Here is a 17,675-nt window from a genome sequence, read left to right on the forward strand (position 1 = left end):
CGCCGGGCCCTGGGCGTGGGGCGGGACGGGCGGGAGGCCCATGGCGGAGTCGCCACGGGCCTCCCGGCCGGTTGCCGGGCCGTCCTGGACGGTCTGGGTCACTGCGGGACCTTCGCGTCCCACGCCGCGTTCATGTCGGCGGCGAAGTCGCTCTGGAACCCGAGGCGGAGCTGCGAGGGGTTCGCGTCGGCGAACTGCTCGGCGACCGACTTGGGCAGGCTGTCGAGCGGGATCACCGGGTAGCCGGAGACGGCGCTCGCGACGAGCTGCTGCCCCTTCGCGCTGAGCACGAAGTCGGCGAGCTTCTCGGCTGCCGCCTTCTTGGCCTTCGGCTCGGTCTTGGGGATGCCGAGGAAGCTCGCGCTGCCGGTGAACGACGGGTCGTCGATCTGCACGGCCTTGGTGGTCTTCGGGATGATGCCGGTCTTCTGCGAGGTGATGAACTGGTCGCTCCAGACCGGGGCCATCGCGATCTGGCCACTGCCGAGCAGCTGCACGACCTGGTCGTTGCCGTTCGGGTAGACGCCCTTCTGGTACGTCGACGGACCGAGGTCCTTCAGGGCCGCGAAGCCCTTGTCCCACTTCGACTCGAGGGACTTGTCGTACTTCGTCTGCATCGTCTCCTGCTCGGCGGGCGTCAGGTACTTCGCGAGCACCGTGGCCACGAACGAGCCACCCGAACCGCCGGACGACGGGGAGTTGTAGGCGAACTCGCCCGGGTTGGCCTTGATCCAGGCGAGCAGGTCGTCGAGGGTCTTCGGCGGGTCCGTGACCTTCTTCGCGTCGTACGCCAGCAGCACGCTCGAGGCGCGGTACGGGATGGCGCTGTCGCCGCCCTGCTGCTTCGTGGCGTCCGGGACGTCCTTCAGGTTCGGGATCGTGCTGTCGCTGACCGGTGCCATCAGCCCGGCCTTGCCGGCGGTGGTGACGAAGCCGGCGTCGACGAGGTCGTACGCGACGGACTTGCCGGCCTTGACCGCGGTGGCGAGGTTCGCCTGGGTCTGGGCGTCGTGCTCGCCGTGCAGGTCGATGCTCGTGCTGACGTGGATCTTCGGGTTGGCCTTCTCGAAGGCGGGGATGAGCGACTTGTCCCAGAGGTCCTGGACGTTGGTGTCGCCGCTGATGAACACGGTGAGGTCGGTGGTGCCGTCGGTGTCGGAGGCGTTCGAGGCGTTGGCGCTCTGGACGCAGCCGGAGAGTGCGACGGTCGCGGCTGCCGCGATGGCGAGGCCGGCGAGGACTCGGGTCTTCACGTGGGTTCTCCCTGTTCCGTGGTGCGTGGGATGTGCGGGGTGGGGGCGTGCGGGCGTGCGGGGTTCGTGCGGGCGGGACGTGTGGGAACGTTCCCGCGCCGGGGTCGAGTGTGGCGCTGCCGGGTGAACTCCGGGTGCCTCCGGCGTCGCCGCCGGGTGAACTCCGGGTGCGGTGCGGGCTCTGGTGCGAGGTTCCGTACTCCGTGCCCGCCCTGGAGCCCTGCACCGAGTACGGAACCTCGCACCGTTCGCGCCGCCCCTCGCACCGTGCGAGGTCACCGTGACATCGGTACCCGGGCATTCCGGAGCTTCGCGCGGAACGCGGACTCGTCCCACACGTCCTTCCAGCCGTACCGGATCACCCCGCGCACCTCGGGGAAGGAGCGCAAGCGGTCCTCGCGGTACTTCTCCGCGATGACGACGTCCTCCGCCGACCGCCCTCCTCGCAGCGCTGCATCGCGGTACTTCACCTCACCGTCGAACTCGATCACCACGCCCTGGTCCGGGAGCCAGAAGTCCACGACGATGTCCGACTCGCCCGGGGTGGTGAAGCGTCGTTGCAGCACCGGGGTGGGAGCGCCGTACTCGTCCAGGCGGACTCGGACCAGCGACTCCCCCACCGAGTCAGCGGCTGGGTCCGCGAAACCGACGGACCGCAGGGCACGGCGCCGGCCCTTCCGTCCCCGCCGCGCGACCCCGTCCAGGACGGCGTCGCGGTCCGCGCCGAGGGCGAGGAGCCGGTCGATGGACACCACCGCTTCCGTCATCGGCAAGGTCATGGCGAGGTCCACGGCCGTCCTGTCGAACCCCGTCAAGGTCAGGTCGTCCGCGCGGAACCGCCACGTGCCCGCCATCGACGGGTCGAAGTCGGCGTGCACGACGAACGTCGCGTTGGTCGTCCGCGCATCGCGCCCGGGGCTGGCCAGGTGGACTCGTTCCGGCCACCGGCCTACGTACGGCACACCGATGACCGCCGCCGCCGACAGGTGCGACACGACGAAGCGGGGTCTGATCCGGTCGACGAGTGATCGCACGAGCACGTGGTGCCGCTGCTCGGGGCGGAGCCCCTTCCACCGCTCGGTGTCGGCGTACCGACCGTGCGAGATGCGGACCAGTTCCCCAGCGCGGGCCCGGACCCGGATCGCCGCGGCCTCGTCGGGCCGTGACTCGTGCGCGACGAGGACCGTGCAGTCGGGGACGGCGGGGAAACGGGGATGAGCAGCCATGCATCGGATGCTGGCGGATACCTCGCACGGTGCGAGTGCAGCCGGATCAGACTGTGGACAGGCGCATCCGTCCACAGTCGCAAGCGGATGAATCAGCAGCTGCGAGAATGAGCGGGTGAACGCACGCACCTGGGGTTGGCTCGCAGCCGTCATCGACGTCGTCCTCATCGTCGTCTTCGCGCTCATCGGGCGCTCGTCGCACGGTGAGGCCAACACGGCACTGGCGCTCTGGACCACCGCCTACCCGTTCCTGGCGGGTTGGGCGATCGGGTACGTGACGAGCGGTGCCTGGGCTCGACCGCTGCGCTTCTGGCCGACCGGTGTCGTGGTCTGGGTCCTCACGGTCTTCGTCGGTCTGGCCATCCGCGTCGCCACCGGCCAGGGCGACGTCGACGGCAACCCGCTGCCGATCTCGTTCGTCATCGTCGCGACGATCGTGCTCGGGGTGTTCCTGCTCGGCTGGCGCGCGATCGCCCGCGGTGTGCTCCGGTTCACCGCGTCGCGGTCGCGACGGGACGCCGCAGCGTCCGACGCGTGAACGGCAGCCGCGGTTCCCAGCCGACCATCCTCGACGTCGCCGCACGTGCGGGGGTCTCGAAGTCGGCGGTGAGCCGCGTGCTCTCCGGGACCGGACGGTTCTCGGACGAGACCCGCGAACGCGTCGAACGAGCGGCAGCCGAGCTCGGGTACGTCGCGAACGCGATGGCTCGCGGGCTGGTCAGCGGTCGCACGAACACGATCGGGATGCTCGTCCGGGATGCATCGTCGATGGTCTACACCGCACTGCACGCCGTGATGGAGCGCCGCGCATCGGAGCTCGGCTACCGCGTCGTCACCACGACGGGCGTCGGTCGGGTCGAGGACGAGAAGTCCGCCCTCGCCGCACTCGTGTCCATGCGCGTCGACGGGCTCGTCGTGTGCAGCGGCCTGATGCCGTCCGCCGACATCGCCGAGTTCGCGCCCCGCATCGCCACCGTCGTCGCGGGTCGGCCCGAGCTGCACCCGGCGCTCTCGAGCGTCTACTGCGACGAGGTCGACGGTGGGGCCTCCATCGCGGACGCCGTCGCCGATGCCGGCCACACCACCGCCGTGGTGTTCACCGTCCCGCTCGACAACGCGATCACGCAGCACGCGCGGTCGTCGGCGATGCTCGAGCGACTCCGAGCACGTGGCATCCGGGTGATCGACATCGACGCGAGCTTCGTGCGGCCACCCGACGACCTCGCCGCCGACCTGGTGGACGCCGTGCAGGAGTCGGGCGTGACCGCGGTGATGTGCCCGACCGACCGGCTCATGCTCGACGTGTGCGAGGCGCTCGCCCGCCGCGGTGTCGAGGTCCCGCGTGACCTCTCCGTCACCGGGTTCGACGGCGTCTACCCACTGGCGAGCGACTGGATCGGCTTCACGACACTCGAGCAACCGATCGAGCGCATCGGCCGCGAGGCCATCGACCTGGTCATCGGCCGCATCGACGACCCCACGCGCCCGGTCGAGCACCGCTCACTGCGCGGCACCGTGATCCCCGGCCGCACCCTGCTCCCCCGCTGAGTCCGACCCGGCGACCTCGCACCGTGCGAGGCGCCACGCGATCGGTGCGAGGTTCCGTACTCGGTGCGGCCGGACGACCCTCGCACCGAGTACGGAACCTCGCACCGAACGCACCCGCGCACCCGCACCCGCGCCTAGAACAGCCCGCTGCGCGGCCCGTCCTCCGGCCCGTCGAACCCGCGGAACATGTCCGACACCAGCGCCTCGATCTGCGGCTCCACCAGGCGTTCGACGGCCTCGGCGATCCGCGGCCGGTGGTCGATGAGCGCCAGGCACACCGCGGTGCCGGTCGACCGCGCACACTCGTCGGACAGCGCGATCTCGTGCCGGAGCGCGGCCTTCGCCTCGTCGGACAGCGGCTCGCGCGGCGTCTGCTCCCCCGCACCGGTCCCGGCCAGCTCGCCGAGGGTGAACAGGAACGGCGACCCCGGCGACGGCTCGGGGTCCACGTCCAGGCCCTGGAACTCCGGCGACAACCCCTCGGCCGGCTGGTACCCGGCATGCCGCTTCCGGGCCGCCGCCCGCTCGAGTTCACGCTGCAGCAGCGGCAGGTTCTTCGCCGTGTAGTCGTCGACGGCGTCCTCGACGATCGTCGAGATCCGACCGATCAGCGCGTGCTGGACGGCGTGCGGCACGTCGGGTCCGAACCCCGCGGCCGCGGCGATCGGGGACCCGGTGCACTTCCGGCAGATGCGCGTGCGCGGGCGGGCGGTCCCGATCTGCCAGCGCGGCAGCCAGCGCAGCCACAGGTCGACCGCGCCCCGCACGCGACCGTCGATGCCGTCCATCCCTCAACAGTAGGCCTGGAGGCGCGGATCACCCCCGGCACACCGCGCCGGTCGGGCAATCCGCCGGTTCTCAGGCCTGTGGTTCCGTCACGAAGTCGATCAGCTCCTCGACACGGCCGAGCAGCTCCGGCTCGAGGTCGGCGAAGGTGCGCACCTGCCCGAGGATCCGCTGCCATGCCCTGGCGATGTCGGCCTGCTCGGCGTGCGGCCAGCCGAGTGCCTGGCAGATGCCCGCCTTCCACTCGATCGAGCGCGGGATCGTCGGCCACGCCCGCAGCCCGACCCGCGCCGGCTTGACCGACTGCCAGACGTCGACGAACGGGTGCCCGACGACGAGCACGTGCGCGCCCCACCTGCCACGCATCACGGCGTCGGCGAAGCGGGACTCCTTCGACCCGGGCACCAGGTGGTCGACCAGGACCCCGACCCGGCGCTCCCGCGTCGGCTGGAACTCGTCGAGCACCGCGGCCAGGTTGTCGACGCCGGAGAGCTCCTCGACCACGACGCCCTCGACGCGCAGGTCGGCACCCCAGACCTTCTCGACGAGTTCCGCGTCGTGCTTGCCCTCGACCATGATGCGGCTCGGCAGCGCCACCCGAGCACGCTGCGACTCCACGGCGAACGATCCGGACGCGGTGCGCAGGCGACCACCGTCGGACGCCTGCCGCACGGCGGGCGCGCCCCCGGGCCTCCAGTCCGCATGGACGGAACCGACGGAACCAGCGGAACCCGCACCGCCAGCGGAACCAGCAGCACCAGCCCCAACAGCGCCCCCGGCCGACCGCCCGACCGGCGCCGACGGCCGCCCCAGCGTCACCAGCTCACCCTCGAGCAGGAACTGCCCGGTGAAGGGGAAGGACCGCGTGCGGCCCTTCCAGTCCTCGAGCGCGATGTTGCCCGCCTCGAGCCCCACCACGGCACCGGCCCACCCGGAGTCCGGGTCCTCGAGCACCATGTCCCGTTCGAGCGGCACCTGCCGCACCTTCTTCACCCCGCGCGAGCGCCAGTCCCCCGAGAGCACATCGCCGCCGTACCGGTCGTCGTCCACCCGCACGAGGGTACTGTCGACGACGGCCCGGACGACGTCGACCGCGCCGGTTCCCCATCATCTCGACGGAAGGCCCGCCCGTGCGCGCAGCGATCATCCACGCCCCGAACGACATCCGCGTCGAGGAGCGCGACCGACCCGGGCTCCTGTCCGGCAAGGACGTCGTCGTCAAGGTCCTCGCGGCCTGTGTCTGCGGATCGGACCTCTGGCCCTACCGCGGCGTCACCGAGACGAAGCAGCCGCGGCCGATCGGCCACGAGCTCGTCGGCGAGGTCGTCGCCGTCGGTGACGACGTCACCGGCCTGCACGAGGGCGACTTCGTCATCTCCCCCTTCACCATGAACGACGGCACCTGCCAGGCCTGCCGCAACGGCATGACCACCGGCTGCGACCACCTGTCCGGGTTCGGCAGCACGGACGCGTACGGCGACCCCGTCGGTGGCGCACAGGCCGAGTACGTGCGGATCCCGGACGCCGACGCCACGCTCGTCGCGGTCCCCGGCCCGGTCGACCCGGCCCTGGTGCCGTCGCTGCTCACCCTGTCCGACGTCTTCTCGACCGGTCACCACGCCGCCGTGTCGGCAGCGGTCGGCCCCGGCAAGACCGTCGTCGTGGTCGGCGACGGCGCGGTCGGCCTGTCCGCCGTGCTCGCCTCGAAGCGGCTCGGGGCGGAGCGCATCATCGCGATGAGCCGCCACGCCGACCGGCAGGCACTCGCCCGCGAGTTCGGTGCCACCGACATCGTGGCGGAGCGCGGCGACGAGGGCGTCGCGGCGGTCCGCGCGCTGCTCGGCGGCGACCTGGCCGACTGCGGGGTCGAGGCCGTCGGCACCGAGGAGAGCATGGACCAGGCGCTGCACTCGGTGCGCCCCGGTGGCAACGTCGGCTTCGTCGGGGTCCCGCACGGGGTGCCGACCATCGGCACGCGCTACCTGTTCGACACGAACATCGCGATCGCGGGCGGCATGGCCCCGGCACGGAAGTACATCCCGGAGCTGCTGCCCGACGTGCTGTCCGGCGCGATCGACCCCGGTCGCGTCTTCGACCTGGAGCTGCCGCTCGACGAGGCCGCCGAGGCCTACCGCGCGATGGACGAGCGCCGGGCCATCAAGGTGCTGCTGCGCCCGTAGCGGCGCGCGTCGTGGACGCACCGGCAGACGGACGGGAGGCCCGTGGCGGCGTCGCCACGGGCCTCCCGTCCGCAAGACGCAGCCACCTATGCCCTCGCGCGTGGCACGGCTTCCCTCCGGATGAAATCAGATGACGGTCCTGGCCGGATGCGCGCGTCCGCCCGATATGACACCGTCCGCGAGCGAGGTCGAGCCACGCTTCTCGGCCGTTTCGATGTCGCGGCGATCAACAAACTCATCCCCGTGTCGGTTGTACTCGGCGAACAAAACCACATCGAGAACCCTGGCCGCCGGTGTACGGCGGGGCACTATCGACGATATCCATCTCCTGCGTCGCGCTCCAACTCTAATACCTCTTTGCGGACGCGAGCACGAAAGCGACCCTCAACTTCCACGTCGTCCCTGATCCGACGCGGGTCAACGCCGAATACTTCGACGAGGGCGGTTCGCTTTTGATCCACCGTCCAGTTGTCGAAATCCGGAATGTAACCAGTGCCGTCGATCTTCTTACTTGCCACAAAACGGTAAGCGCGCACAAAGCTCTTAAACTCAAGATCTCCCGCACCGAAGCGCTTTGCTTTTGTACCGATCATCCAGTCCAAATGCTCAAGTAGTTGATGATGGCGTATCTGGGAGTAGAACGCGAGCCATCCAACCGTATGGCCGTCAAATCTGCAACCAGTAATTGCAAGGTTCACATGCCATTGCAGCCGGGCTCTCGCTACCGCTTCAAGTCGTGGACTGCCATTCGCACGAACCAGCGCATATTTGTAAGCAGTGAAAGCGCGAGATAGCCGCTCCTCCATTCTGCCAACACCGGATTTCTTGACCGTGACGCGAGCACCCTCGAAGCGATACCCGAGAAATTCAAAATGCGTGGACAACGCACCGACCGCTGATTTACCCGAACCTGCCTCCACCGGATGAATTGTTAGACCAGCACGCCCTAACGCGCCCGACACCCGAGGAATCAGAGTTTTCGAGCTATCCTCGGTCAGTAATACGAGGATATCATCGACAAATCGAAAATAGGCTAGGCCGTCGATACCGCGAATCTCATCGTCGAGGTGGACTAAAGACAACTCGGCGACCGCGTTCGATATTGCCAGCCCTTGGGGGACCCCTTTTCGCTCATCATCGCAGTCCAGACCGGACGCCCCTCTTGAGACGCTGGGTGTCCGAATGGCCGACATGTAGAGATTCACGAGATCTGGATTAACCAGAACGCGACTAAGCACAGCGCGTACCCAGTCATGACTGAGGCTCGGATAGAAGTCTCGAATGTCTATCTTGAGGTAATAGTCAAATCTCTGAGAGTTCAATTCACTGATAACACAGCCGACCACGTCTTGCGCCAACCGACCGCGAGCTGAACTGTCGATACCGGACAGATGGCGAGCCATCAACCTAAGCACCATACGGTCCTGGAACCTTGGTCGACTAATCTCTCTTGGCGACTTTTTCGCACCCTTACTCTTCAAGACGAGTTCATAGGGAATGAACTGGTAGTCCATCCGTCGCAATCGTGCATTCAACCAACGAACCCGGCGCCCGAAATCACGTGCCCAGATTGATGCGTCCACGCCGTCTCGAGCAGGTTGCGCTCCGAGACTCTCTAGGTGTGCATGAGCAGCCTCAATATCGGCTTTTCGCACTGCCCGCATCCATCGCCGCCCCGCGCTCGCTTCAGTAGGCATCGACGATCCAAGCGAGCAGCGGAATAAGCGCCGAGATCGAGACAAGAATCAGCACGACCGGTATTGATGTGACGACGCCACTGATAGCGCGGCGAAGCCAATGCGCAGTCAGAACGCGCACAGTGACATATCTTACCGAGGCAGTGTCATACACTGGTTCTCCACGCGGAACCAATCTCCAACTCATTGCGGCTGCAAAATCTGCTCCGCTGTGATTCACGGTGTTATCGAGCAGTTCCTGATACTCGCTATTCAGGCGCTGGAATTCCCGCTGGCGGCGCGTCTTCCTCCGCGTGCCCTGAGCGGCATCTCTCGCCGACACGCTGACTCGCTGAAAACGCCGGTATGCCTCAAAGGCCAGACGAGAGCGCTGTGTGTAATCGGTACTTGAAACCATGAGGGAGGCGGCGAGAATCAGGATACCCGCCGCAGACCAAACAAAGGGACCTTTCCCGCCATAGATAGATTCGTTGACAAGAAGCGAAACGCTGGCAACCGCGGATACCACGGAGGCGCTCACAAGCGCTGCACTCCAAAGTGCGCCGCGCGTCTGAAGGCGCTTTGCTAGCTGCAAACGGGACAGATAGGTCCGCTCTGTCCAGATCGCGAGGTCATTCAGCTGATCAGTCATTGCACTCCGGCCACTTTCGACTAGCGCCGCATCTCGCGATGCTCTCCAGTGCTCAACGCCCGTAGGCTCAGCCCGACAAGGGGCACGCGCTTTCGCGCATTTGTCACATCACTTCCCGCGAGGGTGAAGCAGTGGCCGGAGCCCTTCGACTGTAGCGCACCGTCAACGACGGTAATGCAGGCTCTTCTACCCCAAAATGGGGGCCGCCACTGTCCGCTCATTGTCTTAGCGATAAGCTCATTGCTCAACTAGACGTACTCACAACCGCAAGCGACGAGTCGAACAATAGCTCCCCGCCCGCTCACGCGTCGCGGATCGCCAGCACCCGGTGCGGCGCCGCCGCCTCGGCCCGCCACCCGCCGGGCAGCACGTCGCGGAGTTCGGGCACCGTGAAGCTCCGGCGGATCGACCGCAGGCCGTCGACCCGGATGAACGTCCCCGCCGCCACGAGCGGTGACGCCAGCGCGTAGGCACGGTAGGCCGCCGGCGACCGCCGGATGTCCGAGTGCAGGCTGCGCCCGCTCGCGAGCAGCTCGGAGTCGGCCAGGAACCCGCGCCGCTCCTCGTCGCCCAGGTGGTGCAGCACGTGGTTCGACACGACGACGTCGAACCGCTCACCCGCCGCGACCAGGTCACCGCTCGACTGCTGCCGGAACGTCACACCGGTCGGGGACGACCGCCGTGCCGCGGCGATGGCACGTTCGTCCGGGTCGACCCCGACGACCTCGAGGTCGAATCCGTCGCTCGCCGCCCAGCGCACCAGCGAGCGGGCCAGGTCGCCGCCGCCGCACCCCAGGTCGAGCACCCGGCCGCGGCCGCTGGCAGGCAGGGCCGGCACGACGTGGGACCGCCAGGCCGCGCGCCAGCCGCTCACGAGCGCGTTCACGACGGCGAAGCGCCGGAAGGTGCGCGCGAGCGCACGCGGGTCGCAGTCCGGGTCGTCCATCAGTTCGGTCAGGTCGAGCGCGCGGGTGCGCAGGTCGACGGCCGGGAGGCCCGTGGTGCCGCCGTCCTGACGGCTCACGCCACGCCCGTGGTCGCGACGGGCACGCGCAGCGGCTCCACGGCAGGCGACGCCTCGGTCCGCACCGCGGTGAGCCGTGCGCTCTCGACGGTGAGTCCGGGGCCGAAGGCGAGCGCGACGACGGCACTGCCGTCCTCGAGGCCGGCGTCGACGGCGTCCCGCAGCACGAAGAGCACGGTGGCGCTCGACATGTTCCCGTGTTCGCGCAGCACCCGCCGGCTCGACTCCATGGCGCCGTCGGGGAGGCCGAGCGACTCCTGCGTGCGGTCGAGGATGGCCCGGCCGCCCGGGTGCACCGCCCACACCGGCACGTCCGACGCTGGCCCGCCGTCGAGCAGCGGTTGCACGGCGCTCGGCACGTGCAGGCCGACGAGCTTCGGCACGGCGGTGGACAGGACCATCTCGAAGCCCTCGTCCCCGATGTTCCACGCCATCTCGGACGCTCCTTCGGGCACCACGGCCGTCGTGAAGTCGTCGAAGCGCAGACCGGCTCCGTCCCGGGCGACGACCGCGGCGGCCGCACCGTCGCCGAAGACGCTGTTCGCGACGATCTGGTCGGGGTCGTTCGATGCGCGGACGTGCAGGGTGCAGAGTTCACCGCAGACGACGAGCACGACGGCGTCCGGGTCCTGGTCGACGAACGCCGCGGCGATCCGGAGCGCGGGGAACGCGGCGCAGCACCCCATGAAGCCGATGTGGTGCCGGAAGACGCCCCCGGGGAGCCCGAGCTGCTCGACGACGTCGATGTCTGGCCCAGGCTGGGTGAACCCGGTGCACGACACGGTCACCAGGTGCGTGACGGACTCCGGCGCGATGCCGGCGCGTGCGACGGCGTCGCGGGCGGCGGCGACGAACAGCGGCGGGGCGAGTTCGCGGTACCGGTCGTTGCGTGAGCCGGTGGACGGCGAGCGCAGGGTGCCGTCGTCGTCACGGAAGGCCCCACCGGCACGCGCGGAGTCGAGTTCCTCGAGGACGGTGTGCCGCTGGTCGACCGCCGACCCGTCGAACGCGGCGGGGACGAGCCGTCTGCCGAGCCGCCCGAGGTCGGGTTGGGCGGAGAACAGGTCACGCACCCGGGGCTGGTCGAGGGTCGTCTCGGGGACGGCGGTTCCGATGGCGCGGATCGTTGCGGACACGACTCATCCTGTCACCGGATCGCTGACGCGTCCCCAGGATGCACACGGCGACCGGGACGCACGGAGGGCACGGCACCGACCGGTGCCGTGCCCTCCGAGGTGGGACTGCCTACGACTGCTGCGCGCGCTCCAGCACGAGTTCCCGCACGCGTGCGGCGTCGGCCTGGCCCTTCATGGCCTTCATGACCGCGCCGATGATCGCGCCGGCCGCCTGGACCTTGCCGTCCTGGATCTTCGCCAGCACGTCGGGCTGCGCCGCGAGTGCTTCGTCGACCGCGGCCGTCAGGGCGGAGTCGTCCGAGACGACCTTGAGCCCGCGGGCCTCGACGACCTGCGCCGGCGAGCCCTCGCCCGCGATGACGCCCTCGAGCACCTGGCGTGCCAGGCGGTCGGTCAGGTCGCCGGACTCGACGAGCGCGATGACCTCGGCGACGTGCTTCGGCGACACCAGGTCACCGGGGGCGGCGTCCTGCGCGTTGGCGACGCGGCTGATCTCACCGGTCCACCATTTGCGGGCGGCCTGTGGTGCGGCGCCGGCGGCGACGGTGCCCTCGACCTCGTCGAGCAGCCCGCCGTTCACGACGTCCTGGAACTCCAGGTCGGCGAAGCCCCAGTCACCCTTCAGACGACGGCGACGTGCGACCGGTGCCTCGGGCAGCGAGGCGCGGAGCTCCGCGATGACGGCCGGGTCCGGCACGACGGGCAGCAGGTCGGGCTCCGGGAAGTACCGGTAGTCGTCGGCGTCCGACTTCGGACGACCGGCCGACGTGCGACCGGTGTCCTCGTGCCAGTGGCGGGTCTCCTGCGTGATCGTGCCACCGGCGGCGAGGATCGCGGCCTGACGCTGGATCTCGTAGCGGATCGCACGCTCAACGGCGCGGAACGAGTTGACGTTCTTGGTCTCGGTGCGGGTGCCGAGCTTCTCCTGCCCGCGGGGGCGCAGCGAGATGTTCGCGTCGCACCGCAGGTTGCCGCGCTCCATGCGCGCCTCGGAGACGCCGAGCGCCCGGACGAGGTCGCGGATGACCTGCACGTAGGCGGCACCGAGCTCGGGGGCACGGTGCTCGGCGCCGAAGATCGGCTTCGTGACGATCTCGACCAGGGGCACACCGGCACGGTTGTAGTCGACGAGCGAGTACTCGGCGCCCTGGATGCGGCCGGTGGCACCACCGACGTGCGTCAGCTTGCCGGCGTCCTCTTCCATGTGGGCGCGCTCGATCGGGATGTTGTAGATCGTCCCGTCGGCGAGCTCGACCTCGACCTCGCCCTCGTAGGCGATGGGCTCGTCGTACTGCGAGACCTGGTAGTTCTTCGGGTTGTCCGGGTAGAAGTAGTTCTTCCGGGCGAACCGCGAGGACTCGGCGATCGAGCAACCGAGCGCGAGCCCGAGCTGGATCGAGTACCGCACGGCCTGTGCGTTCACGACCGGCAGCGACCCGGGCAGCCCGAGGTCGACCGGGGTGACGTTCGTGTTGGGTTCGCCGCCGAAGAAGTTCGGGGCGTCCGAGAACATCTTGGTCTTCGTCGCAAGTTCGACGTGGACCTCGAAGCCGAGCACCGGCTCGTAGCGCTCGAGCGCCTCGTCGAAGTCCATCAGCGCGTCCTTCTGCGCCATCAGATCACACCTTCCTGCGCAGCGGACTGCTGACTCTGGTCGAGGTCCGGGACGGACGCGATGAGCGGCGCGCCCCACTGCTGTTCGAGCAGACGCTCGAGGGCGGCACCGTAGCGGTACAGCCGGGCGTCCTCACGCTGGGGCGCCATCAGCTGCACACCGACGGGCAGGCCGTCCTCGGGCGCGAGGCCGTTCGGGATGCTCATGCCGGGCACGCCGGCGAGGTTCGCCGGGATCGTCGTGAGGTCGTTGAGGTACATCGCCAGCGGGTCGTCGATGCGCTCACCGATCGGGAACGCGGTCGTCGGCGCCGACGGGCTGACGAGCAGGTCGACCTGCTCGAAGGCGGCCTGGAAGTCCCGCTGCACGAGCGTGCGGACCTTCTGCGCCGAGCCGTAGTAGGCGTCGTAGTAGCCGGCGCTCAGGGCGTAGGTGCCGAGGATGATGCGCCGCTTGACCTCGGGGCCGAAGCCGGCTTCACGCGTGGCGGCCATGACGTCCTCGACGGTGGCACCGTTCTCGGGCGTGACCCGGAGGCCGAAGCGCACCGAGTCGAACTTGGCGAGGTTCGACGACGCCTCGGCCGGGAGGATCAGGTAGTACGCGCTGATCGCGTACGCGAACGACGGGGCGTCGATCTCGACGACGACCGCACCGGCCGACTCGAGCAGCGCGACCGTCTCCTGGAAGCGCTGGGTGACCCCGGCCTGGAACCCGTCACCCCCGGCGAGTTCCTTCACCACGCCGACGCGCAGGCCGCGGAGCGTGTCCGCCTGCAGCCCTTCGCGTGCGGCCGCGGCCATCGAGGGCCAGGCGTCCGGGATGGACGTGGAGTCCTTCGGGTCGTGCCCGCCGATGACGTCGTGCAGGAGCGCGGCGTCGAGGACGGTGCGGGACACCGGGCCGATCTGGTCGAGGCTGGATGCCAGGGCGATGGCGCCGTAGCGGCTCACCCCGCCGTAGGTCGGCTTCACACCGACCGTGCCCGTCACGGCACCCGGCTGGCGGATGGAGCCACCCGTGTCCGAACCGAGGGCGAACGGGGCTTCGTGCGCGGCGACCGCAGCGGCCGAGCCACCGCCGGACCCGCCGGGGATCCGGTCGAGGTCCCACGGGTTGCGGGTCGGCCCGTAGGCCGAGAACTCGGTGGTCGAGCCCATCGCGAACTCGTCCATGTTGGTCTTGCCGAGCGGCACGAGGCCGGCGGCGCGGAGCTTCGCGACGGGGGTGGCGTCGTACGGCGGCACCCAGCCCTCGAGGATCTTGGACCCGGCGGTGGTGGGCATGTCCTGCGTGCACAGGACGTCCTTGACGGCGATCGGCACACCGGCGAGCGGCCCGAGGTCGTCGCCCGCGGCGCGGCGGGAGTCGATCGACTTCGCCACCGCCAGGGCGTTCTGGTTGACGTGCAGGAACGCGTGCACGTCGCCGTCGACGGCGGCGATCCGGTCGAGGTGGGCCTGGGTGGCCTCGACGCTCGAGACGTCGCGCGCCACGAGGGCGTCGGCGAGCGCCGCGGCGCTCAGCTTCGTGATGTCGTCAGTCACTGTTCTTCGCCCTACTGTTCTTCGCCGAGGATGGCGGTCACGCGGAACCGTTCGCCGTCGGAGTCGGGCGCCCCGGAGAGCGCCTGCTCCTGCGTCAGCGTCGTGCCGACCACGTCGGGTCGGGTGACGTTGCCGAGCGGCACGGGGTGGCTCGTCGCCGGGACGTCGTCGGTCGCGACCTCGGCGACCTTGGCGACGCTCTCGACGATGTGCGACAGCTCCCCGGTCAGCTTCTCGATCTCGTCGGGCGTGAGTGCGATACGTGCGAGGTTCGCCAGGTGTGCGACCTGCTCGCTCGTGATGTCAGGCATGGTGCTCCGTCGATCGGTTCGTGGAATGCCCCACAGTCTATTGGCTGCGTCGGGCGCGCAGGCGCGGCTGTGGACAACGCCCTGGAGGCCCGGTGCCGGTCCGCCGGACCGGCACCGGGCCTCCAGGGGGTCAGCGGGTCACTTCCCGTTCTGGCCCCTCGCAGCCGGTGCCGCCGGGGCCACCGTCGCGGCGGGCGCCGGCGCAGCCGGGGCAGCGGGTGCGGCCGGAGCGGCAGGCGCAGCCGGAGCAGCCGTCGGCGTCGTCTGGTCGTCCTGCGCCGTTCCCTGCCCGGACGAGGACCCCGACGAGGACGAAGACGAAGACGACGACGACGACGATGACGACGACTTGCTCGCCTGCCCGATCATCGCCTGGCTCGGCGCGGGCAGCGCTCCCCCGCCGACGGTCTGGTCGAGGTACGTCATCATCGACTTCCCGACCCCGAACTTCGCGCTGTACCCGGTGGTGCCCTGCAGGAACGGCCAGTTCGCCAGGCTCACGCTCCCCTGCACGTTGCCGACCCAGGTGGCGTTCGTGTACTTCGTCGACGACGCGACCAGCCAGTTCTGCACGTCACCGTCGGTGGTGCCGGTCTTCGCGAACTTCGCCACGCTGTCCCCGGGGTTCGCACTCGCCGCGGTGCCCGAACCGGACAGGACGCCCTGCAGCGCGTAGTCGACCGTGCCCGCGACGTCCGCGGAGACGCCCTGCGTGCAGGACGACGGCGTCGGGGTGATCTTCGTGCCGTCCGCCTCGGTCACCGAGTCGATCGCGGTGGGCGTGCACACGATGCCGCCGTTGGCGAAGCCCGCGTAGGCCTCGGCCAGGTCGATCGGCGACAGCTCGTTCACGCCGAGGATCGACGACGGCGTCTGCGTCAGGTCCCCGCCGTCGGCGCGGTGGATGCCCATCGACTGCGCGAGCTGGGCGATCTTGCACAGGTCGAGCTGCTTGCCCATCTGGGCGTACGCCGTGTTGATCGACTCGACCGTCGCCGCCTCGACCGACATCGACGACGGCACGCTCTCGGCGTTGGCGACGTTCCAGGTGCCACCCGCGACGTTCTGGCAGCTGTTGGTGAACTCGGCGTTCGCGAACTGGTGCTCCGAGGTGGTGACCGAGTCGGACAGGGTGTGCCCGCTGGCGAGCCACTCGGCCAGGGTGAACACCTTGTAGGTCGAGCCGGTCTGGAACCCGCCCGAGTTGCCGTACCCGGAGTCGGCGCTGTAGTTCACCGCCGTGGCCCCGGCGGCGGCGTTGTCCCCCTGCGTGTACGTGGTGTTCTGGACCATCGACATGATCCGGCCGGTGCCGGGCTCCACGGTGACGTTCGAGCCGCCGACGTCGACGCCGGCCATCGTGGCCGGCACGTAGGTGGACAGGGCGGACTGTGCCTGGCCCTGCAGGTCGAGGTCGAGCGAGGTGTGGATCTGCAGGCCCTTGGTGTCGAGCGTCGCGATGCGTGCCGCGGCGGTCTTGCCGAACGCCGGGTCCTGCAGCACCTGGTCGCGGACGTAGTCGCAGAAGTAGCCGGCGTCGTAGTGCGTCGCCGCGGTCGAGCAGCCGTTCGCGGTCTCGGTGATCTTCGGTGCGACCGGGGTCGCGATGGCCTTCGTCATCTCGGCCTTCGTGATCGACCCGTGCGCCTGCATCCGGCGGAGCACGTAGTCGCGGCGCTCCTTCGTCAGCTCGTACCCGTTGGTCTTGCCGTTGTCCTTGTCGCTCGGCACGTCGATGCGCAGGTTCGACGGGTTGTTGAGGATCGCGACGAGCGTGGCCGACTGCACGAGCGACAGGTCCTTCGCGTGCACGCCGAAGTAGTACTCGGCCCCGGCCTCGGCCCCGTAGACCCGACCGCCGAGCCCGACGATGTTGAGGTACCCGGTCAGGATCTCGTCCTTCGAGTACTTCTTGTTCACCGCGATCGCGTACCGCATCTCCTGCAGCTTGCGCTGCGGCGTGACGCCGGCAGCGTCCTGGTAGCAGGCTTCGACCTTCTTCTCGGTGGCGGCCTGGTCCTTGCCCGTGAGCTCCTCGCACTGCTGCACCAGGACGTTCTTGACGTACTGCTGCGTGATGCTCGAGCCGCCCTGCACGTCCCCGTCGACGACGGTCGCGGCGACCCCGCGGAGCGTCCCGAGCACGTCGATGCCGCCCTCGTCGTAGTAGCGCGGGTCCTCGGTGTCGATCGCCGCCTGCTTGAGCGAGTCCGCCATCTGGTCGGCCGTCACGTTCGTGCGGTTCTCGGCGTAGAACGAGGCGATCTTGACCTGCTTCCCGCCCTGCTCCGCGTACACGGACGACACCTGCTGCGGGGTCTGCACGTCGAGGTACGTCGGCAGGTCCTCGAAGAACGAGACCGCCCCGGAGGTCCCCTCACCCGCGACGGCGACCGCCGGGGTCACCGCGACGGCGACGAGCATGCCGGCGAGCACGGACATCACCACGAACATCAGGAGAGCACCAGGCCATCGCACCACACGCATGACGGCACCGTAGGCAGCAGGGCTGTACTGGTTCTGCCCTGGAACGAGTGCAGGCTGCGGTCGCGTTCAGGTTGCCACCCAGGCGGTTCCGAGGACGCGTCGCGATCCGCGCGGGCGCACCGATCCGCCCGGGAGGCCCGCAACGGCTCCGCCACGTCGGCCACCGGTCACGATCGGGTCACGTCCACCGCGTCGCCACGACCGGCGGGTCCGCCCGGTCGGTCAGGGCCGGCC

At 69.4% G+C, this 17,675-nt stretch carries 16 protein-coding genes; 3 read left to right on the plus strand and 13 right to left on the minus strand.

Annotated features, from left to right (window positions below; genetic code table 11):
- Nucleotides 1-98: 98 nt before the first annotated feature.
- Nucleotides 99-1,253, minus strand: a complete 1,155-nt coding sequence (locus DEJ05_RS06005; RefSeq protein ID WP_111103123.1) for an extracellular solute-binding protein — start codon at nucleotides 1,251-1,253, stop codon at nucleotides 99-101.
- A gap of 275 nt (nucleotides 1,254-1,528) precedes the next feature.
- Nucleotides 1,529-2,479, minus strand: a complete 951-nt coding sequence (locus DEJ05_RS06010; RefSeq protein WP_111110011.1) for a hypothetical protein — start codon at nucleotides 2,477-2,479, stop codon at nucleotides 1,529-1,531.
- 115 nt (nucleotides 2,480-2,594) lie between these two features.
- On the opposite strand from DEJ05_RS06010, the gene DEJ05_RS06015 reads away from it, so the two are divergent.
- Nucleotides 2,595-3,017, plus strand: coding sequence for a DUF3054 domain-containing protein (locus tag DEJ05_RS06015; RefSeq protein ID WP_258367055.1), 423 nt, complete (start codon nucleotides 2,595-2,597; stop codon nucleotides 3,015-3,017).
- Nucleotides 3,014-4,027 carry a LacI family DNA-binding transcriptional regulator gene (locus tag DEJ05_RS06020; protein ID WP_111022654.1) on the plus strand — a complete coding sequence of 338 codons (1,014 nt, stop codon included), beginning with the start codon at nucleotides 3,014-3,016 and terminating at the stop codon, nucleotides 4,025-4,027. The genes DEJ05_RS06015 and DEJ05_RS06020 overlap by 4 nt, the downstream gene beginning before the upstream one ends.
- A 134-nt stretch (nucleotides 4,028-4,161) precedes the next feature.
- Here DEJ05_RS06020 and DEJ05_RS06025 read toward each other — a convergent pair whose 3' ends face one another.
- Nucleotides 4,162-4,815, minus strand: a complete 654-nt coding sequence (locus DEJ05_RS06025) for a hypothetical protein (RefSeq protein ID WP_017886998.1) — start codon at nucleotides 4,813-4,815, stop codon at nucleotides 4,162-4,164.
- Nucleotides 4,816-4,885: 70 nt separating this feature from the next.
- Complete coding sequence (locus tag DEJ05_RS06030; protein WP_111110012.1) at nucleotides 4,886-5,863, minus strand: DUF3097 domain-containing protein; 978 nt, start codon at nucleotides 5,861-5,863, stop codon at nucleotides 4,886-4,888.
- Nucleotides 5,864-5,943: 80 nt separating this feature from the next.
- On the opposite strand from DEJ05_RS06030, the gene DEJ05_RS06035 reads away from it, so the two are divergent.
- Complete coding sequence (locus DEJ05_RS06035) at nucleotides 5,944-6,993, plus strand: zinc-dependent alcohol dehydrogenase family protein (protein ID WP_111029525.1); 1,050 nt, start codon at nucleotides 5,944-5,946, stop codon at nucleotides 6,991-6,993.
- A 126-nt stretch (nucleotides 6,994-7,119) separates the two neighbouring features.
- Here the strand turns inward: DEJ05_RS06035 and DEJ05_RS18005 are convergent, their stop codons facing one another.
- From DEJ05_RS18005 to DEJ05_RS06070, 9 genes are all read right to left on the minus strand, one after another.
- A complete protein-coding gene (locus tag DEJ05_RS18005; RefSeq protein WP_181440671.1) occupies nucleotides 7,120-7,266 on the minus strand; it encodes a hypothetical protein in 147 nt (48 codons plus the stop codon).
- Nucleotides 7,267-7,301: 35 nt separating this feature from the next.
- On the minus strand, nucleotides 7,302-8,507 hold the full coding sequence (locus DEJ05_RS06040) for an RNA-directed DNA polymerase (protein WP_181440672.1): 1,206 nt from the start codon (nucleotides 8,505-8,507) through the stop codon (nucleotides 7,302-7,304).
- Between the two features lie 172 nt (nucleotides 8,508-8,679).
- Nucleotides 8,680-9,321: an SLATT domain-containing protein gene (locus tag DEJ05_RS17805; protein ID WP_146245028.1), complete on the minus strand. Its 642-nt coding sequence runs from the start codon at nucleotides 9,319-9,321 to the stop codon at nucleotides 8,680-8,682.
- Nucleotides 9,322-9,622: 301 nt separating this feature from the next.
- Complete coding sequence (locus tag DEJ05_RS06045; protein WP_111038782.1) at nucleotides 9,623-10,345, minus strand: methyltransferase domain-containing protein; 723 nt, start codon at nucleotides 10,343-10,345, stop codon at nucleotides 9,623-9,625.
- Nucleotides 10,342-11,481 (minus strand): type III polyketide synthase, encoded by a 1,140-nt coding sequence (locus tag DEJ05_RS06050; protein ID WP_111110014.1) that lies wholly within the window; start codon nucleotides 11,479-11,481, stop codon nucleotides 10,342-10,344. The genes DEJ05_RS06045 and DEJ05_RS06050 overlap by 4 nt, the downstream gene beginning before the upstream one ends.
- Nucleotides 11,482-11,590: 109 nt before the next feature.
- A complete protein-coding gene (gatB, locus tag DEJ05_RS06055; protein WP_035807593.1) occupies nucleotides 11,591-13,096 on the minus strand; it encodes an Asp-tRNA(Asn)/Glu-tRNA(Gln) amidotransferase subunit GatB in 1,506 nt (501 codons plus the stop codon).
- Entirely contained in the window at nucleotides 13,096-14,643 is a 1,548-nt protein-coding gene (gene gatA, locus DEJ05_RS06060) for an Asp-tRNA(Asn)/Glu-tRNA(Gln) amidotransferase subunit GatA (RefSeq protein ID WP_111022649.1), read from the minus strand. The genes gatB and gatA overlap by 1 nt, the downstream gene beginning before the upstream one ends.
- Nucleotides 14,644-14,654: 11 nt before the next feature.
- Nucleotides 14,655-14,954, minus strand: coding sequence for an Asp-tRNA(Asn)/Glu-tRNA(Gln) amidotransferase subunit GatC (gatC, locus tag DEJ05_RS06065; protein ID WP_017887005.1), 300 nt, complete (start codon nucleotides 14,952-14,954; stop codon nucleotides 14,655-14,657).
- Between the two features lie 138 nt (nucleotides 14,955-15,092).
- Nucleotides 15,093-17,441 (minus strand): transglycosylase domain-containing protein, encoded by a 2,349-nt coding sequence (locus DEJ05_RS06070; protein ID WP_111029528.1) that lies wholly within the window; start codon nucleotides 17,439-17,441, stop codon nucleotides 15,093-15,095.
- Nucleotides 17,442-17,675 lie beyond the last annotated feature (234 nt).

Origin of the sequence: Curtobacterium sp. MCLR17_045, from assembly GCF_003234405.1 — a bacterium.
GTDB lineage: Bacteria > Actinomycetota > Actinomycetes > Actinomycetales > Microbacteriaceae > Curtobacterium > Curtobacterium flaccumfaciens.

Bases quoted from the DNA above. Each gene is read 5' to 3' on its own strand.
- DEJ05_RS17805 (WP_146245028.1), bottom strand. From the start codon at position 9,321: ATGACTGATCAGCTGAATGACCTCGCGATCTGGACAGAGCGGACCTAT.
- DEJ05_RS06010 (WP_111110011.1), bottom strand. From the start codon at position 2,479: ATGGCTGCTCATCCCCGTTTCCCCGCCGTCCCCGACTGCACGGTCCTC.
- DEJ05_RS06025 (WP_017886998.1), bottom strand. From the start codon at position 4,815: ATGGACGGCATCGACGGTCGCGTGCGGGGCGCGGTCGACCTGTGGCTG.
- gatB (WP_035807593.1), bottom strand. From the start codon at position 13,096: ATGGCGCAGAAGGACGCGCTGATGGACTTCGACGAGGCGCTCGAGCGC.
- DEJ05_RS06070 (WP_111029528.1), bottom strand. From the start codon at position 17,441: ATGCGTGTGGTGCGATGGCCTGGTGCTCTCCTGATGTTCGTGGTGATG.
- gatC (WP_017887005.1), bottom strand. From the start codon at position 14,954: ATGCCTGACATCACGAGCGAGCAGGTCGCACACCTGGCGAACCTCGCA.
- DEJ05_RS06040 (WP_181440672.1), bottom strand. From the start codon at position 8,507: ATGGACTACCAGTTCATTCCCTATGAACTCGTCTTGAAGAGTAAGGGT.